This window comes from Desmonostoc vinosum (assembly GCF_059505385.1).
Window position 1 is genome coordinate 1 of record NZ_JCACKM010000322.1, and the last position, 21,855, is coordinate 21,855.

At 39.6% G+C, this 21,855-nt stretch carries 15 protein-coding genes; 2 read left to right on the forward strand and 13 right to left on the reverse strand.

What is annotated here, in order from left to right; translation table 11 throughout:
- Positions 1–159 precede the first annotated feature (159 nt).
- From AC5JMF_RS31900 to AC5JMF_RS31920, 5 genes are all read right to left on the reverse strand, one after another.
- Positions 160–648 (reverse strand): DUF1622 domain-containing protein, encoded by a 489-nt coding sequence (locus tag AC5JMF_RS31900; protein WP_495799716.1) that lies wholly within the window; start codon positions 646–648, stop codon positions 160–162.
- A 31-nt stretch (positions 649–679) separates the two neighbouring features.
- Positions 680–1,726 carry an RNA 3'-terminal phosphate cyclase gene (rtcA, locus tag AC5JMF_RS31905; RefSeq protein WP_495799717.1) on the reverse strand — a complete coding sequence of 349 codons (1,047 nt, stop codon included), beginning with the start codon at positions 1,724–1,726 and terminating at the stop codon, positions 680–682.
- A 100-nt stretch (positions 1,727–1,826) separates the two neighbouring features.
- Positions 1,827–3,185: an FAD-binding oxidoreductase gene (locus tag AC5JMF_RS31910; protein WP_495799718.1), complete on the reverse strand. Its 1,359-nt coding sequence runs from the start codon at positions 3,183–3,185 to the stop codon at positions 1,827–1,829.
- Between the two features lie 39 nt (positions 3,186–3,224).
- On the reverse strand, positions 3,225–4,040 hold the full coding sequence (locus tag AC5JMF_RS31915; protein ID WP_495799719.1) for a DUF1838 domain-containing protein: 816 nt from the start codon (positions 4,038–4,040) through the stop codon (positions 3,225–3,227).
- A gap of 169 nt (positions 4,041–4,209) precedes the next feature.
- Positions 4,210–6,012: a ShlB/FhaC/HecB family hemolysin secretion/activation protein gene (locus tag AC5JMF_RS31920; RefSeq protein ID WP_495799720.1), complete on the reverse strand. Its 1,803-nt coding sequence runs from the start codon at positions 6,010–6,012 to the stop codon at positions 4,210–4,212.
- A gap of 505 nt (positions 6,013–6,517) precedes the next feature.
- Here AC5JMF_RS31920 and AC5JMF_RS31925 point away from each other — a divergent pair.
- Complete coding sequence (locus AC5JMF_RS31925; protein WP_495799721.1) at positions 6,518–7,801, forward strand: glycosyltransferase; 1,284 nt, start codon at positions 6,518–6,520, stop codon at positions 7,799–7,801.
- Between the two features lie 486 nt (positions 7,802–8,287).
- Positions 8,288–10,108 carry an ABC transporter ATP-binding protein gene (locus AC5JMF_RS31930; RefSeq protein ID WP_495799722.1) on the forward strand — a complete coding sequence of 607 codons (1,821 nt, stop codon included), beginning with the start codon at positions 8,288–8,290 and terminating at the stop codon, positions 10,106–10,108.
- Between the two features lie 66 nt (positions 10,109–10,174).
- Here the strand turns inward: AC5JMF_RS31930 and AC5JMF_RS31935 are convergent, their stop codons facing one another.
- The 8 genes from AC5JMF_RS31935 to AC5JMF_RS31970 form a co-directional block, all read right to left on the reverse strand.
- Complete coding sequence (locus AC5JMF_RS31935) at positions 10,175–11,287, reverse strand: hypothetical protein (RefSeq protein WP_495799723.1); 1,113 nt, start codon at positions 11,285–11,287, stop codon at positions 10,175–10,177.
- 594 nt (positions 11,288–11,881) lie between these two features.
- Positions 11,882–12,853, reverse strand: a complete 972-nt coding sequence (locus tag AC5JMF_RS31940; protein WP_495799724.1) for a lysylphosphatidylglycerol synthase transmembrane domain-containing protein — start codon at positions 12,851–12,853, stop codon at positions 11,882–11,884.
- Positions 12,854–12,878: 25 nt separating this feature from the next.
- Positions 12,879–16,157: a glycosyltransferase family 39 protein gene (locus tag AC5JMF_RS31945; protein ID WP_495799725.1), complete on the reverse strand. Its 3,279-nt coding sequence runs from the start codon at positions 16,155–16,157 to the stop codon at positions 12,879–12,881.
- Positions 16,158–16,210: 53 nt separating this feature from the next.
- Positions 16,211–17,131, reverse strand: a complete 921-nt coding sequence (locus AC5JMF_RS31950; RefSeq protein WP_495799726.1) for an FkbM family methyltransferase — start codon at positions 17,129–17,131, stop codon at positions 16,211–16,213.
- A gap of 77 nt (positions 17,132–17,208) precedes the next feature.
- A complete protein-coding gene (locus tag AC5JMF_RS31955) occupies positions 17,209–18,564 on the reverse strand; it encodes a tetratricopeptide repeat protein (RefSeq protein ID WP_495799727.1) in 1,356 nt (451 codons plus the stop codon).
- 141 nt (positions 18,565–18,705) lie between these two features.
- Entirely contained in the window at positions 18,706–19,452 is a 747-nt protein-coding gene (locus tag AC5JMF_RS31960; RefSeq protein WP_495799728.1) for a class I SAM-dependent methyltransferase, read from the reverse strand.
- Positions 19,452–20,990: an HlyD family secretion protein gene (locus AC5JMF_RS31965; RefSeq protein ID WP_495799729.1), complete on the reverse strand. Its 1,539-nt coding sequence runs from the start codon at positions 20,988–20,990 to the stop codon at positions 19,452–19,454. The genes AC5JMF_RS31960 and AC5JMF_RS31965 overlap by 1 nt, the downstream gene beginning before the upstream one ends.
- A gap of 37 nt (positions 20,991–21,027) precedes the next feature.
- The gene (locus AC5JMF_RS31970) at positions 21,028–21,807 is read right to left on the reverse strand and encodes a 2OG-Fe(II) oxygenase (protein ID WP_495799730.1); all 780 of its coding nucleotides are present in this window, start codon (positions 21,805–21,807) and stop codon (positions 21,028–21,030) included.
- Positions 21,808–21,855 lie beyond the last annotated feature (48 nt).

Here is a 21,855-nt window from a genome sequence, read left to right on the forward strand (position 1 = left end):
ACAAAACTTAATTACGCGCTTCGCAGCGGTAGCGAGTCCGCGATAGCGTTAGCGTTAGCGAAGCGGTAGCGAGGTACGAGCGTCAGCGTAAAGCCTGCGGCATAGCTTCGCTTAGAGCGACACAGGAGCGTCGCGTCATTACGAATTACGAATTACGAATTATTCCTCTCTATTAGTCCCACGACTTTGCTCTACTTGCCTGATTTCCCTTTCTAAGAAATAATTCAACAGTGTTCGCAATAACACAATTGCGCCTAAGTTTAAAATATCTTGACGTGTTGGTGCAACTGCTGTTCGTAAAATATCACTAGCAACGGTAAACTCTAATCCTAAAGCTAGTACTCTTCCTAATTGCAGACGTACTACTTCTGTAGAATCAAAATGTTGTCTTGATTGAGAAAATGTTTGACGAAAATAAATAGCAAGCCCACGAATTACAGCTAATCCAATAACTAATGCTGCGGCAATTTCTGCTCCTGCGGCTAAATAGCTAACAATCAGCTTTAACCAAGATTCTAATGGTTCTTTTGATGCCTGTGTTTGATTATTTTCTCCAGTATTGAGACTTAAAAGTAAAACTAAACCAAATATTAATGCTAAAGGTAGCAGAATATCAATTAAAGATTCACGTAATGACTCTTTTTTCATACGCACTCATATTTTTATTCCCCACTCCCCATCATCTTTTCAAAGGCGCTATCATGACTAAATTTTCAGCTTGATTAACTGTAATCTGTGCTAGTCCAAACTGTTCAATAATGACGGCATTTGTCGTTAAATGCGTACTAATTTTAGCCACTCGATATTGGCTGACTTCCTTTGCTAAAGCAGCTGGTAATAATAACTGATCTCCTAAGTGTTCATCGACGGGTGCGCCAGTGTGATGAAATTCTAGTAATTGCTGACAGGCGATCTCTGCAACCGTTTCTGCTGACAACCGCAAACGCCCCAACCCACCAAACCCAGCCAAACTATTTTGATACTCAGCAGTCAAGAAAATACCTGCCCCAGGTGCTACGCCTTTTTCTCGCAAAGCCTGGATGGCAACCTTCAAGCGGGTTTGACGTAAAAAATTCTCAGCTCGACTCGCCATGCGTTGTGGAATATGCGAGGGTAGTTCCGTTACCACTGCCAGTCCCCGCACCTGCTGTAAATCTCCGCGTTCTAATAAGTTGATGCCGCTGAGTTGACTACTACCACTCACTTGCATCTCTACCTCTCCTCTGCCCTGGGGATACCAACCCCAAGCACCCAATTTAACTTTTGCCTCTATTCCCATGCGGCGCAGTATTGGTAAATAAACATGTTCAATATACGTTACTGTGGGGCTAAAGATGACGTGAGTTCCGCCTCTGAGTGTTACTTGAGAATCATTAGTTGCTAAAGCTAGAGGCAAGAGAATAGTTTGTAAAACCAGAGTAACGGCACCAGCAGAACCACCAGTTTGGGCATCACTCACATCAAAAGTATAAGTTCCGGCTTGTACAGCAGTACCAGGAGTAAATTCTAGCAATGTTGAACCCAAAGCATCACCGCGTAGATAAGCATTGCAAATTCTCGCCGCAGCACGAACTGCTGTTAAATGCTGTGCAGCTAGTCCGGGCTTTTTGCGTCCAGCACGAATACCTACAAGGCGTATGGGTTTGCCAGTAATAGCAGCCAAACTTAGGGAAGTGCGGAGTACTTGCCCCCCTCCTTCTCCGTAAGAACCGTCGATTTCAATCATGGGCGTTTTTGGGATGTTGAATTTTGGGTTGTTTCCACGGTTCTTGCTATTAAATCACAAGTAATTCTTTAATACGGCAATATTTTCTTTTCCCTATTCCCTACCCCAAAGGGGTTTTGAATTTTATCGCCTTGCTTTTACCAGGATTCATTAAACCGTAAGGGTCAACCATGTCCTTAAATTTTAACTGCTCAGGATTGATAACTTTTCTGCCGCCTTCTTCAATAATGTATGTGTGAGGATTAGCGATCGCTACACCCTGCTGTTGGTGATAGTGAATAATTTCATTGAGGCGTTCTTCTTTTGTGTAGCGCACAAGTTGCAAAGCCGCAGGAGTCACCGCACCGTTTACCCGAATAAATTCTAAATGCATCATCACTTCATCACCAAAGTAATGATACATGTGTTCGATTAATTCTAGAGACGTTTTGACATCGCTAGGAAACATACTTTGTAAGTAGGTAATTGCAGGATCTATAGTCCGAGCATGTAAGGTAGTGTGATTCCAGGTAAACTCTCCCAAATTCACACCTTTACTTGCTTCTTGTGCTGGTTTTTGGTAGGTAATTTGGCCACCATACTGCTGTATCAATCCTGGCAATAATTCTAAACTGGGTTCGGCAACTATTAGTAATGCAGAGTGAACTCCTTGGGGAAGATACTCTGTCAGGGCGCTAAAATATTGCGGAATTGGAGATGCAAAGACTGCGATTAACTTTTTAATCATGCCATCGGCATTGCCCAGTGCCTGACCAAACTTTGCTGCTGCCATAAAATCATCAAAGGTAACGATGACTTCTGCCCAAGGATAAGCTGCACCTAGAGGAATTTCTACTTCGGTAATAATACCGTTAATCCCCCAAGCATGATTTACCTTTTGCACATCGTCCCCTCGCAATTCAATGACACGGGGTTCATCTTCCAAAGTTACCACCCGCAGTGCCAAGATATTACCGCGATCGCCTAGCAAGCCATATTGTATCGAACCAATGCCCCCACTGCCACCAGCAATAAAGCCGGCGATCGTCGCTGTCCGGTATGTTGAGGGAACCATCCGCAGTTCCCAGCCAATTTCTCTGGCTTTTTTATCTAAAGCAGCTAACTTTACCCCGGCTTCCACTCGCGCCACTCCAGGTTTCGTCCAAACAATCCTTTGCAGTCGCGTCATATCGAGAATGACACCTCCGTGCAATGGTACGCATTGCCCATAATTCCCAGTTCCTGCACCCCGCACGGTTATAGGTAGACGATATTTGGCACAAGTAGCTGCTACTTTGATTACTTCTTGTTCATTGGTAGGACGTACTACAATATCGCCAACTTTTCCTGCTAGTTTCGGCACTAATACCGGGCTAAAGGTGTGATAGTCTTGGGATAATTTTGCTACTTGATGTGGGTCTGTGATGGTCTCTATGTCTGCAAAAGCAGTTTTGAGTTCATCTAAGTTGATAATTGTCATCGCTAATGTCCTTAAAATTCCTTGATGAGCGATCGCAAATCACAATTCCTCGGCCTCAGAAATTGGAAAGACTTCACCAGCCAAGTAAGCCTGAAAATGCTTTTGAAAATACAACCATGAAGTCATATCTTCTCCATCTAAAAATTTCTTGGGGGCTTGCTTGTATAAAGGAATGCGCGTATTGATTTCATTTTGTAGCAGTTGGGGTAACTCTGTTAAACCACTGACTTTACTACCAACTGCACTATAGATAAGATTACCGGGGCGATCGCCCATTTTCATCCAGGGAAGCCATTGACCAATCCTATCCCAACTCAACTTGAGTTGAGAAACTGAGAGGAGTGTAGGATCGAGTAAATCTGCTGTTGGAACAGTCAGTTTAAATAATTCTGCTGCTTGATAAATTGGAAATGGGCTGTACTCAGCAAACTTGGGATCATCAGCCAAAGGGTTAGGGTAGGTGGGAAATATATCAAAAACAAAAGTTGTGCTATCACCTTCAACTCGTGCAGGGAATTTTCCCCCAAACGTACCTTGTACAGGATTATTTGCAACATGAATTACTGATACTGTTTCGCCTGTCCAGGGATTTTCCCATTTCTGCAACACCTCATCTGTCTCTGGGTTCAGGTAATAAGTAAGTTCCCTAGAGGTAAAATCCCAGCTACCTTCTGGTTGAGGAATACACCTACTAACACTTAAGCCCAATATCTTAAACAGAAGTTTCCGTTTCTCACCTGGAATGAATGTATAAATTTTTCCTGCCCACATCAGGAAAGTGGATTGACTGGGGTCGAGGGAAGAACGAGTTTTAACCCAGTGCTGGGCTTCAAGTTCTTGGATTTGAACAACCATCTACATTATCCTTAGAGAACTTTGTAGCATTAATTTTACCTAATTCTACAAAGGGACTGGGGACGCGGGGACACGGGGACGTGGGGACACGGGGACGCGGGGACGCGGGGAATGTAAATAAAAGTTTCTCCGCGTCACCGCGTCTCCCTCTCTCCGTGTCTTTTCCCCGCTACGGCTGATAACGTAGGCTAAAATAGAAACCGTCATCTTGAGCGTTATTGCCGCGATCGCTCAAATCGATAAATGGAATTCCATAATCGAGTCTCAAGCTGAGGTGATCGATGCCTAATGCTTGATTCCACAAAAATCCTAAGCCTGCGCCTACGAGAAATGTTTGTCTGGGTAACTTGTTGGGGTTGTCAGATTGGTTCCAAACTGCGCCTAAGTCGAGGAATGGTGCAAGTTGAATGATGGGTGAGCCTGATTCGTCACGTTGCACGGTCATTCTATCTTCAACCACAAAGCGAAATCCATTGTCGCCAGAGCGGATATTTTGGCGGTATCCTCGTATAGATTGAGCGCCACCAATGACGAATTGTTGGGCAGGTAGTAGGCTATCTGGTGTGAGTTGCAAGTCTGCTTGGATGAGTAATAAGTGGTCTTCACTCAGTCGCTGTACGCGCTGTACTTGCCCTAGCCAACTGAAAAATTGACCGTCAGGAATTGGATCATCATTAATGGTTGCGTCGAGTATATCAAGACCAAAACTAAATTGCGATCGCAGTAACCAAGCGCCTTGAGGATCGCGGGTGATATAATCTTGACCAAATTTAATCACGCTGGTACGGCTAACTCCGTTTTCATCGGGGCCAATGCCAAAGGGGGTTGCTAGTCGGTCGAAGATAAAGGTTTGTCCATCTTGGTAGGCAAATCCCAAGGATAAAGCAAATTCTTTTCTTGGCGATCTGATCAACGGTTGACGATAATTAATTTCATATAAATCTTGATCTGCGCGAATGTCCAAATCCTTAAATGGAGATTCGGTAATTTGGTTGCGGTTGAGTGCAGCTCTTACTTGTACTTTCCCGTTCATCGCATTCACAGGAATCTGATAGCTAAAGTCATAAACATCAGAGCCACCTGAGAAAGAGCGATAATAAACACCTGCAATTTCATCTCCCATGCCTGTTAAATTGCGCTCACGCAGTTCAATTACTGATCTTTCTGCGCCAATGCTGGGAGGTGAGTAGTTATCTATACCAAAGCTGCTGATAAAAGACTTGGCTTCTTGCACTCTCACAATCAAAATACTTTGGCCAAACTTACCTGTAGGACGGAGACTGGCTTCTACATTTTCAAATAAAGGATCTTGTCGTAGAAGTTTCAACTGTTCTTCTAACTTATTGGCGCTGAGGGGAACACCAGCACCTAGTTTAATGCGACTACGAATATAAGATGGATTGACTCGTCGTGCCCCTTCTATATCAATCTCGCTCAGACGCCCTTCAATCACCCGAATCGTCAAAACACCATCGGCGCTGGGCTGCTGCGGGTCTGGAATGGCTCTAGAGTTGAGATAACCTTTATTTAAATAAAGCTGAGTAACAGCATCTGCTACTTTGAGAATTTCTTCTGGAGTTAAGTTTTGTCCCACAAACGACTGCACAGCTTGATTAAAGTCGTTTTCACTAAAGACTGTGCTATCTATCACTTTGATGGCACGAACTTGGGTGCGATTTACAGGGGGTTGGGGGTCAGGGACTGGGTTTGGTGTTTGTACTATGAGAGATTCTGAGTAAGTGCGATCTGAGTGATGGGTAAAGATATGGCGATCGCTAGCTGTGGCTCTTAGCCCATTCATGGCTATAATCGACACCGCAGGTAAGATGAGCAAGCCGTATTTGAAACCGAAACTGTGTTGACTTTGCTGAGTATTTACCATACTTGGCAAAGTGTCTAAATGATGAGAGTAAATACTTGCTCTTTGAGCTAGGGCTTCAGGTTTAACACCAGTTTCTGTTTCTGTTCTCATTTCACCTCGATGAAGTGCCTTATCTGACGACTTGGCTAGTTGTAATTTCTGAGTATGCTATGGGTGCATAAATATCTCAATATCACATTTTTGACCACAATAGTAAAATCTTTACCGAGTCGAGTTAAAGAAGTCGGGGATCTGAGAGCTTAATAAATTCCGTGGGTTTAAGTCCCCCGGTTCTGTAACCGACAAGTTTTGTGTTGGGGTTAAATCCTCATTACAAAACTTAATTACGTTAGCGAGTCATCGATAGCGTTAGCGTTAGCGAGGTACGAGCGTCAGCGATAGCGTAGCGTAAAGCCTGCGGCATAGCTTCGCTTAGAGCGACGCTCCTGTGTCGCTCTAAGCGAACTTGTACTGAGCGAAGTCGAAGTATTACGAATTACGAATTATTTAATAAATTCCAATTAAATGAATTCAATTGGCTGAATCCTTTGTTTTTTAGTACAAATGCGATCGCCTACCATCACAGCATAATATACTACAGTAATTTCGCGATTTTATGACTCATTTTGGTATCATCTGTCCCGCAGCCACTGGTCATCTCAACCCGATGACCGCTTTAGGCTACGAACTAAAACAACGTGGTCATCGCGTCACTGTATTAGGAATTCCCGACGCTCAATCAAAAACACTGACAGCAGGATTAGAATTCAAGGAAATTGGTGGTTCTGAGTTTCCTGCTGGCGTCAGTAAAGAATCATTGACAAAGTTGGGAGAACTGAGTGGGCTGGCGGCTCTCAAATACACCATCTATCTAGTACAACAGTCGGCAGCGATGTTACTCCAACAAGGCCCAACAGCATTTAAAGAAGCAGGTATAGAAGCACTGCTAGTAGACCAGGTTTCGCCAGGGGGAGGCACTGTTGCAGATTACTTAGATATTCCCTTCATTTCTAGTGGTGGCTCGTTGCTCCTTAACCAAGAAGCAGGAGTTCCTCCTTTTTTCACGTCTTGGAACTATAACCCAAGCTGGTGGGGGCGTCTACGTAATCAAGGAGCTTATTATTTATTTGACCGTCTAAGGCTGCCTATCCGGCAATTGGTAAATGAGTATCGCCAAAGATGGAAATTGCCCCTTCATTATCATGCCAACGATCCAAACTCCCAACTAGCACAGTTGAGTCAACTACCTGCCGAACTTGACTTCCCCAGGCAGGAGTCACCCCAATGTTTGCATTACACGGGGCCGTATCATAATCTCAGCAATCGGCAACCTGTGCCTTTTCCTTACGAACAGTTGACTGGACAACCACTAATTTATGCCTCTATGGGTACGATCCAAAATCGTTTGCTAGAGATTTTTCAATGTATTGCTCAGGCTTGTGAAGGGTTAGATGTGCAATTAGTAATCTCTTTGGGTGGTTCAACCAGTCCAGAGTCCTTAGCAAAATTACCCGGTTCACCCTTAGTTGTAGAATATGCACCCCAGTTAGAACTGCTTCAAAAAGCCACTCTGACGATTACCCACGCTGGCCCAAATACTGTTTTGGAGTCTTTGAGTAATGCTGTACCAATGGTGGGCATTCCAATTACTAACGATCAGCCAGGAACAGCCGCACGTCTGGCTTGGGCGGGGGCTGGGGAGATGATACCCCTAGCTCGCTTGAGTGTTCCCAAGCTACGAGAGGCAATTAAGCGGGTGTTGACAGAAAACTCTTATAAACAGAATGCAGTTAGATTACAAAAAGCCATTCAGAGCGCAGGGGGAGCAAGTCGAGCCGCTGATATTATCGAACAAGTAGTTTCTACAGGTAAACCTGTCTTAGCTCACACTCGCTCTTAAACTATTCGCAATTGCGTTTGAATGTAGGGTGTGTTGTCGCATAGCACAACGCACCCTTCTCTTATCAAAGACGCTGCGTGTAGCTTGTTTAAGCGTAGGGGCACGGATGACCCAAACAATTACATTCTGATAGCCGAAGTTTTTTATCACTGTAGTAGTGTGTCTAGCTTTAAATGTTGCATTAAAAAGAACTCTTGTGGGATGGGCGTCTCGCCCGTCCGTGGCAGGCTTTACGTCCCACGCCATCAGAAAAATTATTACATTATTTTAGCCTTGACACGCTAGTAGCGTTGGTAATTTGAACTGATTTTTTCGCTAGTATATTTATACCAATTAAAAAATCATCTGCACATAAACGATTGTAGAAATGTGCGATCGCATATATCTACAAAACGATTTGTTGTCACTTTTACTCACTGCAAACTTCATATTTGAAAAAATCTCTTCTCTAGCCCCTAATCTCTTGTTCCTACTCCCCAAACGGTAATGAAAATTAAAAAGAAGCGAAATTACCTCCGCCAATCGTTAATGGTTTTTCGCTATAGTGGACGGGCGGTAAGCTTGGTATGGACTACTAGCCGCTTATTAACTATTCTTTTGGCTACTTTAACTTTAGTGGCTGGTCTTTTACCAGCTGCGATCGCCTACATTGGTAAGTTAATTGTGGATGCGGTAATCTTAACTTCACAAAGTAGCGATTTTGTCAATATTTCTCGCCCTTTATTATACGTGGGATTAGAGGCGATCGCTGTAATTTTACTAGCAGGCTGTCAGCGAGGACTGAGTATTTGTCAATCTTTGTTGCGAGTGCTACTTGGTCAGCGAGTGAATGTACTAATACTAAAAAAAGCGCTGACACTAGAACTCAGGCAATTTGAAGACTCAGAATTTTATGACAAATTAAGCAATGCTAGACGAGAAGCATCAACTCGTCCCCTTTCTTTGGTTAATCGGACTTTTGGGTTAGTGCAAAGCGCTCTTTCTCTTGCCACCTACGGGATTTTGCTAGTTAAATTTTCAGTCTGGGCAGTTTTGGTATTGGTTTTGGCGGCGATGCCAGCATTTATTGCCGAAACAAAGTTTGCGGGAGAGGCTTTTCGCCTATTTAGTTGGCGTGCGCCAGAAACTCGACAACAGCACTATATAGAAAATTTGCTAGCTAGAGAAGACTTTGTGACAGAAGTCAAACTCTACCAAATTGGAGACATGCTCCTAGGACGTTATCACAACCTATTTGATCAACTCTACGGTGAAGACCGAGATTTAACTCTGCGTCGGGGACTATGGGGATATCTCTTAAGTTTGGTGAGTACGGGTGCATTTTATACAGCATACGCTTGGATTGTGCTAGAAACCGTAGCGGGTAGAATTTCCTTGGGAGATATGACAATGTATCTTACCGTTTTTCGCCAAGGACAGTCTACTTTTGCTGGTGTCCTGACTTCGATTGGTGGGATGTATGAGGATAACTTATACCTATCTAATCTTTACGATTTTCTGGAGGAGAAAGTACCAAAGTCTAAAGGTAGAGCGACTCAAGGTTTAAAGCCTCGAGATGGCATTCGTTTGGAGAATGTATCGTTTACCTATCCAGGAAGTTCTCAGCCAGCGTTGAGAAATATCTCACTGCATTTAAAACCTGGAGAAAAACTAGCAATTGTTGGCGAAAACGGTTCTGGCAAGACTACCTTAATCAAACTCCTGACTAGACTCTACACCCCAGACTCTGGGCGAATTTTATTAGATGGTTTGAACTTAGAGGAATGGGATGTAGATGTCCTACGGCGTCGTATTGGTGTGATTTTTCAGAACTTTGTCCGCTACCAGTTTACGGTTGGTGAGAATATTGGTGTTGGCGATGTCGAACACATAGAAAACAACAACCTCTGGCAAACTGCGGCCCAAAAAGGCATGGCTCAACCCTTTATTAACCAATTACCACAAGGGTTCCAAACTCAGTTAGGACGTTGGTTTAAGGGAGGACAGGAACTTTCGGGAGGACAATGGCAGAAAATTGCTTTGTCTCGTGCTTTTATGCGAACTCAGGCGGATATCTTGGTGTTAGATGAACCAACATCGGCAATGGATGCCCAAGCTGAGTTTGAGATTTTCAACCATTTTCGCGCTCTTACCCAAAATCAAATGGTGTTACTGATTTCCCACCGCTTCTCGACAGTACGCATGGCTGATAACATCGTGGTCATCGAGGGTGGAGAAGTGTTAGAACAGGGGACTCACGAAGAATTGTTACAAACTGGAGGACGCTATGCGAAATTGTTTATGCTACAAGCAGCAGGTTATCAGTAAAATGAAATTAACGTGCAGTTGCTAGAAGAGATTGTTGGCAAAGGTTTACACGTAAAATCTCTAGACTTATACACCCTTGTAGTAGTATTTTGCAATCTTTAGAGCGATCGCATTCCACTTCTGGTTACCAGTCGCAGATCCCCAGTAAGCAAAAGCACGAACTACTGTATTATAAGCTACCGCTTTAGTCTTACCACTTCTTGCAGACTCCTGTCCTGCGGTTCGAGTATTTCCTTCGTTGCTAATTTCTCCAGAAGGCAGAACTCTTGAATGCTCCCAAGTAAGAGCCTTGTTGATCATTGCTACAACTTTGGGTGTCAAACTGTCGTTGGGAAAATATGTTACCCATCTTTGGGCATATACTACACCGACAACTTGATAACTAGTATCAAAACCACCTCGTTCTGGGTTAACACCGTCTGCGGTCTGTGATGATAAACCATCCTCAATCGATTTGCGAGCGTAACTAATCAATTGTTGATCGTTGGTTAATTTACCGGTGAGTCCTAAAGCAGCAGCAACCAAATAGCGACGATGGGTAAAAGGTTTGTTGTATATATTTCCTTTTCTCCACACATCCGCTGAAATCATCCAGCGAGCGGCACGATGCACTAAAGGTTTATATTTGGCGACTTCCTTAGCATACTGTTTGGAGTATGGTGACTGTTGTACGAATAGTAATGTATGAGCAACAGCTTGTACAAATAAAGAAGTACTATGGAAGCGATCGTTAGTCATAGAGAAACTACCATCAGAAGATTGGCGTGCAAATCCCCACTCAAATAATTTGAATCCTGTTTTAATCGCTTCTGAGTTATTTTTGACTATTCCACCAATAATTAAATCTTCCCCATATCGTTGTTCTTCGATGTACCAATTTGGGGTTTCATTACTTTCCCAGCGAACGTTTGCTTTATAAGCACCGCTAGGCGACATAAATTGGTAGAAATAATGCAAACTTCGGTATAGAACACTAGCAATTAAACCGCTAGATTCATACTCATAGTCTTTTGATGAAGAGACTTGAGCTAATAATTGAACTTTTGAAGTTTCTAGATGAACATTTTTTTGAGCTGCTAGAACCTGCTTGATATCAACTCCATTAACCCAGTAGGCGGAAAATGCGCCACTAATAAATAATGGCAAATACATTAAATTCAATAACTGTTGTTTTTTCATGTTGCATCACATCCCTGGATAGTATGGTTGACTGGTTACTAAATTGAATTTTTACTGAAGTTCAGTGATCTCGAAGCATCTACATGTATGGATAAGTGTAACCTGTTTACTCAAACAAATATTGCTGGTTATTTTGAGCAGCAAGACGTGTACGGGAGTATTGATACTACCGAGCTAAAACAGGTTTCAGCACTTTTACCAAACCAATATAAAAAGATCAAAAATTAACTATCACAAGATAGCATAGTATATTGGATATGTAAAAAAAACACTAATATTTAGTAATAATACTGGCACGATTATGTCATACTAGATTAGCAAAAATCCTTGTATGATAGGTATTATGAGTCTAATATCCATATATACTACTTGTATCAACCTTGAAAACAAAATATTTAATGTACTATTTATTACTAACGACTGCTTTAAAAAACCGTATTTTTACATAAACATAAATTAATTGACTAAAATTTGCCAAGGTAGACACTACTTATCCTTATAGTTATGAATATTCAAGGTAATTTTTAGTTCAATAGATAACTATTTACCCTTATAGTTATGAATATTCAAGGTAATTTTTAGTTCAATAGATAACTATAAATTAGTATTCTTATTTTTAATAAACTGCCATCCTGCTGAATCTAGTAGAAGAATCAAACCTCCTACTAAACACAATAGCCAACTCAATATAGTAATAATTACAGACAACAATAAAGCTTGCTCTGATGGCAATCCAATTCGACTAAACAAATAAACCCATAATCCCTCTTTTAAACCAATTCCCCCTAAAGATATTGGTAACAAAGTGATGACTACAATAATTGGGATAAAAACTAAAAGTTCTAAATAAGAAATAGATATTTTTAGCTCTTGTGCAATTAAATAGTGATAGTAAACAATACCTAATTGCAGTAGAAAAGAAAGTCCCATTGATAAAGCTAAAGCTTGACGGTTTTGGGCAAATTCTCTCAGTAAAATTTGGATTTTTGCTAAGCGAGATGCTAAGTTATTCAAACGAAATTTATGTAACAAAGGTTCTGCCAAAATTAAGAGTTTGGGACTAACAATTAATAGTACTCCCCCCACCAAAGCCCCTACACAACCAAAAAATAGTACAAGAATGTCCCAACGCCCCACAACTCTAATAGCAGGAGCTAAACCCAACACAGCCAGAGCAGATAAAGCAGCTAAACCTGTAAATCTCTCTAAAAATACAGAAACAAGAGCGACTTCTGAATCTTGAATTTCTTTAGCTACATGATAAACTCGATATACATCTCCACCTAACGACCCAGGTAAAAATAAGTTAAGAAACATCCCAGCAAAATAGCTTTTTAATAATTTAATAATTGACACTGAATTCTTGGTAGACACAATAATTGTCTGCCAACGCAAACAACTTAAGTATTGTAAGCCAGCGTAATAAATTAGGGAAAAAGCAACAAAAGGCAAGGAAAGTAGTTTTAACTGATTCCAAGTTTGTGCAATATCTATACGAGAAAATATTAGAACCAGTAGCCCTATACTAATAACAGTCTTGAAAACGACTATGGGTTTGATTCTCACTCTATTTGCCTCACATATTTGAGTGTTAGTAAGTCCCTAAATCTTCACCTTCATTTGCTATACGCTTTGGCAATCCATCTTCTGGTTGCCACAATCGCAAACGAGTACCAAAACTATCTATAACTGGTTGCCCTAAACTTTCAACATATTGCCAAAGTTCATCTTTAAATCTACCTTTTCTGGTGTCTTCTATATGAATCCATACACGTTTATGCTGCTGTAAAACTTGATTTAATTTGTCTATACTACTAACCACTACTGCTCCAGACCAACGATCAATTAATCTACCATCACGCCAGTAAGCTGCATCAAAATATCCAGTACCCATTAAGAAATAATCTAGTTTGCCTAAATTCACTACCGCTAAAGGTGGTAAAGGAGAAATAGTTACATCTCCGGGCTGTTTATAGGCACGAATATATTCAAATAGTTGTGCATTACGTCTATTAATCGACTCTTGAAAGCCAGCTAATGTCCTAGATGGTTCTATATTAGTTACCACTAGTAGGAGCATCAAACTTAAAGCGATCGCTCGTAGAGGTAGTAAACCTGTTAATAGCTGTTCTAATCTATTTCCTAAACTTTCTGCTAGGCAAATTGCACTATAAACAGCTAGCAAAATAAATAAAGGGTATACACCATAGAGATAACGTTCAGCTATCCCATAACACAGAATTGTTATAAAAATTACATTAATAATAATAATGCTACATAAGAATAACATCTTACCATTTTTTACTTTCAGGAAGTAAACAAAACCCAACAAAAATAGTAAGCTGTGTATTGTGTGCATTCTATCAGAATTAATAAAAAAAATCGCTGCTAAGTTTGTCAGATCAGAAAAATGAAGTCTCAAATAGGCTGCTGTACTATCTGATATGGCAGCTAAAGGAGTCAAAAGCCTGATAGAAGAAAATCCCAGGCAATAAACAAAGATTACTAAGGTGAGACAACTACCCAAAATAATCTGCCAATCATGCGATATCCGAAAAGGACGATAGAAGCAAAGGAAACCAAAAATAAAAACTGGAAGCAGCGTTAAGCTAATTTCTTGAGTTAAAAGAGTTAAAGTTAAAGCAATAAAAAATATATATTGATAATGCTTTCCTAATTTATCAATAAACCCTCTAAAGAATGACCAGAAAGATAAAATAGTTAGGAATTGCAGAAGCTGGTAAAATCGAATATTACGTGAATACCAAAGTTCCCAAGGATTAATCGCCAAAATTGCTGTGATTAGCAAGGCAATCCAAACTCTGCCAGTGATTTGATGTGCGAAGATATAAATTAAAATTAAGGTGGCTGTACCCCAAATCACAGACAGCAAGCGTCCATTAATTACAGAATCTCCCACTATTCTTAGCCACAGAGCTAGTAGGTATTGATAAAAAGGGCCACGAGTATACCAAATACCAGCAGAAGTAATGGGCGCACCTGTGCGAAGAATGCCTCTACTAGCATCAAAGGAAGTATTTTCATCAGCATCCAAGTCCATAACACCCAAGTCATAAACTCTTAACCCTAAACCAATACAGACAATTAACAACAATAAAAACCATTGCCCCCATGATTGCCATCTTGGCTGCAACACTAAGTAAATATTTCGAGTTTGCCAATATCCGGGCCTCCAAAACAGAGTTAAAGCCGTAATTGCACTAGCTGTAAATAAAATTAAGAAAACGTTACCACTTGCTGCTAAACCTAAACCAATAAAGGTGATTATTCCACAGAAAAACCACAAACCCCAACGCGGTATTTTCCCTAAAAAGCTGTTGATTTGACTTAACAGCAGAGTCAGTAAAACTATTAACACAAAGCCAACTAATATTAAATGATTGCTTTGTGGTTGAGCAAATAGTAATCCTAATTCAGCTTCTGCATAACGATGTTTGATTAAACCAATAATGATTAAAAATAAAGTTGCAGGTGCAAGTATTGCTGCTCCTATATCAAGCCTGTCCCACCAACTAGCTCCACGTCGCAACCAAAAGCCTAGAAGTAAGGTATAAACTACAGCAAAGACAATCCCACCTAATTGCCAAAGACTTTGACGCCATAAGTAATTTGGATAATTTAGCTGATAAGCATCATCTTCAAATCTGCGTCGAAATTGTTGGGCGTTGGGTATACCTAAAAAAGTCACAGGCTGACTATCGCCTAAACCTTCTACCCAACCAGATACAGGTTGATTTAAACTAGTCCAAGTATCATCAGTGGCGATCGCTCCTATAATCTCACCTTTTGCTGTTTCTGCCCATCCATCTAAGAAAAAACCTAACGAACTATTAAAATCAATAGAGTTAGTACCTGCCTGTGCTTCTCTCAAAGAACCAGTCAAACTGACAGCTAGAATGTTATTTCCAGGCTTGAGAAGTTTTGTAACTTCTACAAGATGCAATAGTCTGCCATTTTCCGTTTTATAATTATTAACTAAATTTCCGTTCAACAACAGAGAATATGCTCCGATTCCAGAAAATCGAATGTAGGCATGAGAAATTACATCTTCTGGTATTTTCCATATACTTCTTAGCCATGCTCCTCCTTGAGAACTCGGAACTCCTGTAATCCAATTTCCTTGTAGAAAATGTTCAAATAAATTTTTACTTAACCTACTGTAAGTAGTTTCTTGAACTGTATTTAGCACCTGGGCTTGTGACCAATTGATATCTGGAAAATCCAGATCAAACCATCGCAGTGATTGGTGAGTTTCTGATAAGTTTGAAACCAACCAATCACTTGCTCCAGTTGTGAGATTAATAGGAGTAGCATTAGCTATAGGATAGACAGCACCCTCAACTACTACACGCGGATTTTGTTGTCCTTTTTGGATTTCTAGTGCTACGACATTTTTACCAGGGCGTAGATATGAAGCTATATCTACGTAATTTGTTAACTTCCAATCTTGGGAACTAGCAAGTAAGTAATTAACTGAAGTTTTAGCGCGGTAGCGATTACTATCATTGAAATCTTGAAACTGTACTCTTAGTGACCCATGTAAACCAAGAGAATTGTTGAGTACACTATTTTCTCCTGTTACCCGTTGCCCATTAACATAAAGAGTGAAATCATTATCAGCACTTAGCCGCAGCCAACCAGCTTCGACAATATTAGGTAAATTAAATGTTTGACGAGCATAGAAGCGATAAGTTGGTGTTTGAGGAGCAATCCATTGGGCTTGTTGTGACCAGCTCACGCGTTCTACGGGAGTCGGAATATTCTCCCAAATAGAAAATCCCAACAACCCTAATAATAGCCCTAAACTTAAAGTGAGTCCCAATGAAAGCCAAAAATTTAAGCGCTTCATGAGTAATGAAAATCCAGAAAGCTTCAGATACTAATACGTAGATAAATTTTCTATCATTGAGAAGATTTACGTACAGCGACAAAATCACACTTATCCTTCAACATGGAAGAATTAAAAGCCTCTAAGGAATGCTGAGAAATTTTATAGAAAGATTTAGCATGAGATATCCTATAGATTTCAAAACCTAAGTTTCCTAGAAATGTAGTTATTTGATCTGGTTGTATTCCACGTTCTTTTAGCCTATATGGTTCATGCTCAAAAATAATTTGCAGATTATCAGCCATTTTCAAAAGAGAACTCATTCCTAAGAGAACTTCATACTCAAAACCCTCAACATCTATTTTGATAAATGCAGGTTGAGGAGCTACTTTGTTCTCAATCACAAAGTCGCCTGTCAAACAATCTACTTGTACTGGTTTACTGGAGCTATTGAGTGTGCTTGCAAATGACCCTACACCACTATTGCTAACTTTTGAACTTACAAAAAATTCAATTGAGCCACATGTTTCTCCCAGTGCTAACTGATGAATATGCAGATTACTAAAAGAGTTCAAGCTGACATTTCTCTTTAGCCTAGCAAATACAGGTGGAGACGGTTCAAAGGCATGAACTTTCAAATTAGGACAGGCATTGATTAATGGAAAAGAGACAGAGCCAATATTAGCTCCTATATCCCATAAAATAGTTTTTTGTTCACCAATTTGATTTTGCAAATACTTAAATATATGATTTTCATTACATCCAAAATAAAATAATCTAAAGCCAACTAGGTCTCGTGTATCAAGTTGATAGTTGACACCTCCTACAGATTTATTAATCTGCTCAGATCCTCTCAACAATACATCTGCAACTTTGCATACTATAAAAGACAATGTGTAACCAATAGTTTTGCGGGGAAACTTTAAGTACTTTTCGCTAAATATACTGATTTGTAAGCGCAGATTGTCTTTGAAAGAATAATGTTGAATGTTCATTTTTTAACTCCAAATTATCTTGATTGTGATTAATTGAAAAATAGTTTGACTATTGTTGATCATGAAGAGATAATTGATTATTCATCATCACTAGATTCTTTCCAGGCTTTGGTATCAACAGATTGACGATAACGTTTCCAAGATTCGGTAATATCACCGTTATGATAACTATCCCAAGTCAAATGCACATATGCTTGTCCTAATAAACCAATTCTTGGCTCTTGAAAGTATTGCTGTCCGGCTATGATTTGTTTAGCAACATCAGCTGACTTGTAAAATTCTCCATTGATCACTCTAGCCAGCATTAAATCATAAAGAGCTTCAATATTACCAGGAAATACTTGTAACGCCTTCTCAAAAAAATCTATTGCCGCCCCTGGTTTTCTGGCATGAGGTTCGTTGAGATAGTTAATTCCTTGATGCAAAATTGTGGAAACTAGATATCCTCTAGTTAAAAAACTACTAGGTTGAATATTCAAAGATTGTTGAAAGTCGTTTTCTGCTTTTTGAAATTCTCCTAAATTATAAGCCTCTAGTCCCTGAACAAAGTTAATTAAAGCTGGTTCTGGTGTATTCGTATAAAACTCTGCTTTTGCTAATCGCTCTAAAAATGCTTCGTCCCCCTGCAAAGGAGGGTATAAAGATGCGAGAGTTTTGCTATCATTTACAACTTGAGGATAATTACCTTTAGCAAACTGAGTATCGAGTTGATAGTTGGCAATATTTACTCCAATCAATGAAATTAAGATGATAGTAAATAAGAATGCTACACCAGGTATAAGTACTTTTAAATCTTGATAAAAAGCATTAAAGCTTTGTTTATCCAGCCCTAAATAAAGCCCGAATAAACTAATAATTATCCCAATCAGACTGAAGCTCCAACCTTTGCCAATAAAGGTAAAAAAGCTGTTTTTGTAACCAAAACCATCAATAATAATTTTCTCCCATGATGGCATTTGAAAAAAACGGCTATTTTCGATTGTCATTTCAAAAATAGAAGTGGGGGCTTCTGGTTGATAGAAGGTGATATTCTGTTTCCAGTTGGCCTGCACTTGAGGAAAATTTTGATCGACATGCAGTGATACTGCTTTTGCTTGATTGTAGGTAAATGATGCAATAAAAGCGACAGTAGGAGACCAAGTAACGATGAAAAATGGAAATAGTATTATTGGTATTAATGCACTCCACAAAAGTAAGCGATAAGTACTATAAACTCTAAACAAAAACGCGAAAATAAACCCAACAATAGTAAATAAAACTATTGGAATTCGGACAGTATTTGCCCAAAATAGATTTGCATTGAAAGTTTCTAGCGTTTCTTGGGGTAAACGATACCAAGGAAAAATTACTCCTAGCAATAAAACTAGTAATCCTATCAAAAGGATGATTCTTTCTCGATTAAACCAGCTAAACCAAGAGTATAATTTGTCCATAGTTATTAAAAGCTTTCGACTTATCAGCTTTTGTCTAGCGATAGTTCCAGTCTTAGTATATTTCTTGAGGTAAATTAATTATCTGGAAGGAAAAGGTCTAATACTCCTTTCGGAAATAGTCTTCAATTTTGAATTGTTTAATTATTTTCTAACAGCAATTAGATAACCAGTTCTAAATAATACTGGTTCACTAACTTGATCATTTTGAAAGCAATATTTAAGGTTATCAATAGTCCAATCGCTTAGATAAAACATCACGCGTTTTTTTATTTTTAATAAGGGAGCTATAAGAAAAACTCCGTTATTGGACAAATGGGATTTGACTTGATTCATGGCTGATTGAAATTTTGATTCTTTAACGATATGTTGGATCACATCAATCATTACTACTAAATCAAATTCACCGGAGATATTATCCGTGGTAATATCTTTTTTGATAAATTTAAAATCGGTAAATTTTTGCTGGAGTTGAGGAAATAATACATCAGTAATATCTACTCCTAAATAGTTTTTGACACCTAAGTCAAATAGGATTTGGGTGTAAAAACCAGTACCACAACCAATTTCAAGCACCCTAGCAGTGTTGAAATCAACGTTTTGCTTTAATAAATAATCAATAAAAATTTTTGCGGCTTCGGCATAAGCCTTGTGATTGTCATTTTCCGAGAGGCTTTCATCTCCAACTCCTCTGATAGATTTGCCATATTTAGACAGGCGATCGCGCCAGTATCGACCAGCATCATAATCATCACCCTGACCATAGATGACTGGCCCCATGATGAGTTTGTATAAAACTGTTTTCACGAAGCCTACTGGAGATGTTTTGAATTTTAGGATAAGCTCTTTCATCTGAATACTTGTTTCCTTTGTGAAGTAAGCAAATGTCATTAACGGACTTGTATCTCTTTTTTGCCGTCCGATTGCTGTGCTACCGATGTATTAGTTTCTAGGCGATCGCCTGGGTTTAATGCTCTCGGAGACAGTACCACCTGTTCTCCAGGCTGTAAGCCTCCTAGCACCTCGCGCTGGTTATCAAATACCCTACCTACTTTCACTTTCTTGACAACGGCCTTGCCTGCTTCGGCAACCATCACCATGGCTTCACCAGCAGATAAATGAGTCACTGAACTTTCTGGTATAACTAAGCTTGTTTTAGCCTGTTGAAAGTTAACATAGCCTTGCAATCCTGGAGGCATTTGTAAATCGTTAATGCTCACCCAAACAGAATAGGTGTACTGTCTATCAACTCCAACTTTAGTGATTTTAGCTGCTTCGGTTTCAACTGTTGGGTTGAGCCGCATTACCTTGCCTTCAAAGATTTGTCCTGGGTATGCTACTAAACGAACCACAGCCTTGTCACCAATTTTCACAAAATTCAGGCGTGCTTGGTCAATATAAGCTTTAAATACAGGATTTTGAGTCAGAGTCATCAAAGAGTCATCGTAGCGTGCATCTGCTAACTCACCAGGATGGATATCGACTCGACTCACTAAAGCATCGGTGGTAGCATAAATGACCGTTCTATTTAAATCTCTCAAAGACTCTTGTAGTTGTATTCTTCTGTTATCTACGGCTAGGCGAGCATTGGCTAATTCTTTATTGAGATTTTCCTGAGCCAGTTCTAGGGCTTGTTTTGCAGATATCAGTTCATTTTGACGAGTAATCGTGAAATCTTGATTACTAAAGCGTTGGTTTTCTATCCCCACAATTCCTTGTTTGGCAGTTATTAATTCTCGTTTCCGAGTTGCATAAATATCTTCCATATCATACAACTGAAACTTAGAAATCGCTCCTTGTTCGGCTAATATTCTTATTTGTTTCAGTTTTTCTTCAGCTGTTTTTAACCTCACTTCAGCAGCCGCGATACTATTTTTATATTCATCCTCTGCTAAATCATCAATTACTTTTAGCCTCGTGTTGGCACCATTCAATCTATCTTGAGCAGACTTATAATTTGCTTGTAAGTTGAGTAAGTTTTCCGGTACGGTGGTTTGTAAGGTTTGCAGCGTCTTTTCCGCAGTAGCAAGGTTGTTACGAGCTTCATTGACACTATCTTCAAACTGACTTTGTTGTAATTGAATTAGAGGTTGACCGCGACGTACTAACTGCCCTTCTGCAACGAATACTTTCTCTACTTTAGCCGATACCTGAGAGCGAATATCTATTTGTTCTAGAGGAACCGATTCACCTGGGGCTGCGACACTATTTTCTAAATTTGTGACTGCTACTGAAACAGTTTGTACCTGTATAGGTTTACTTAGCAAACGTTGCATAGATGGATAACCAATACTGGAAGAGTAGATTCTTGACTCCGGATTTCTCAGCGCAGGTAAAAGAATATTGATAGAGAGAATCCCCATCAAGCCTAAAGGAGCTAATACGAGAGTGGTCAAAACTCCATAAGATAAAAAACGTTTATTCTGCATCTTTTTCCTGAAAAAAGTAGCATTAACATGAAAAAGTTCAACTCTTTTTACTGATCTGCCGTTTGATCCGAGCTTTTAATATTGTGATGAAATTGTAGATTTTGGCTAGCTGCAATTTTAGCTCTGAGCCTTGATCAGGGGTAAACATTGTCAGATGCCTTGGTGGGATTTTATCAAGCGATTCTTCTTTGTAAATTGGAAAGATGATTGATTGGCGAGTTAAGGTCTCGGGTAGCTTTAATTGACTATAACCATGATAGGTAGTATCGTTTGATTGCATGATCACAGAGCGATTGAATTTAGGAAAAATTTGAGTGGCGAATCCTTCCAAATTTGATTTCAATAACAGTTGTCCTCCAAACTCTTCTTTCCAGTCTTTACTTAAGTAGATAATTATATTTAAGCAATGTAGCCAGTTATCCTTTGATGGATGTAGATTGAAGTCAGTATGCATATCTAAAAAGCTACCGTTGAGACCGAGATGGATATCTCCGCATAATTCAGGATCAACAAATAAATTTTCGCCTACAAGTTCTTTGAGAAAGAATCTTAACTGATGAGATATTAATTCCTGATAAAGTTCATTAAAATATGTAGAGATATGCTGCCTAATTCCTAAATCATATTTATTAGTAAATAAATAATGATGAGAGCGACTCATTTGAGAAATTTCTGGGAAACATTTTAACAAATTTTCTGCTAAAGATTCATCTAAAAAGTTGTCAATTACTACATGAGGAAAGGGCTTAGCAGCGTGATATATAGATGCCCAATCTTTCGCTTTTTCATATACAATCGGATTAATTACATGAGCCATAAGTGTTAACTTTCAATGGTTTAATCGCCTATAGTAAACTAATAGCCG

Excerpts from the sequence above, each read along its gene's own strand:
- AC5JMF_RS31900 (WP_495799716.1), bottom strand. The coding sequence starts at position 648 with ATGAAAAAAGAGTCATTACGTGAATCTTTAATTGATATTCTGCTACCT.
- rtcA (WP_495799717.1), bottom strand. The coding sequence starts at position 1,726 with ATGATTGAAATCGACGGTTCTTACGGAGAAGGAGGGGGGCAAGTACTC.
- AC5JMF_RS31910 (WP_495799718.1), bottom strand. The coding sequence starts at position 3,185 with ATGACAATTATCAACTTAGATGAACTCAAAACTGCTTTTGCAGACATA.
- AC5JMF_RS31915 (WP_495799719.1), bottom strand. The coding sequence starts at position 4,040 with ATGGTTGTTCAAATCCAAGAACTTGAAGCCCAGCACTGGGTTAAAACT.
- AC5JMF_RS31920 (WP_495799720.1), bottom strand. The coding sequence starts at position 6,012 with ATGAGAACAGAAACAGAAACTGGTGTTAAACCTGAAGCCCTAGCTCAA.
- AC5JMF_RS31925 (WP_495799721.1), top strand. The coding sequence starts at position 6,518 with ATGACTCATTTTGGTATCATCTGTCCCGCAGCCACTGGTCATCTCAAC.
- AC5JMF_RS31930 (WP_495799722.1), top strand. The coding sequence starts at position 8,288 with ATGAAAATTAAAAAGAAGCGAAATTACCTCCGCCAATCGTTAATGGTT.
- AC5JMF_RS31935 (WP_495799723.1), bottom strand. The coding sequence starts at position 11,287 with ATGAAAAAACAACAGTTATTGAATTTAATGTATTTGCCATTATTTATT.
- AC5JMF_RS31945 (WP_495799725.1), bottom strand. The coding sequence starts at position 16,157 with ATGAAGCGCTTAAATTTTTGGCTTTCATTGGGACTCACTTTAAGTTTA.
- AC5JMF_RS31950 (WP_495799726.1), bottom strand. The coding sequence starts at position 17,131 with ATGAACATTCAACATTATTCTTTCAAAGACAATCTGCGCTTACAAATC.
- AC5JMF_RS31955 (WP_495799727.1), bottom strand. The coding sequence starts at position 18,564 with ATGGACAAATTATACTCTTGGTTTAGCTGGTTTAATCGAGAAAGAATC.
- AC5JMF_RS31960 (WP_495799728.1), bottom strand. The coding sequence starts at position 19,452 with ATGACATTTGCTTACTTCACAAAGGAAACAAGTATTCAGATGAAAGAG.
- AC5JMF_RS31965 (WP_495799729.1), bottom strand. The coding sequence starts at position 20,990 with ATGCAGAATAAACGTTTTTTATCTTATGGAGTTTTGACCACTCTCGTA.
- AC5JMF_RS31970 (WP_495799730.1), bottom strand. The coding sequence starts at position 21,807 with ATGGCTCATGTAATTAATCCGATTGTATATGAAAAAGCGAAAGATTGG.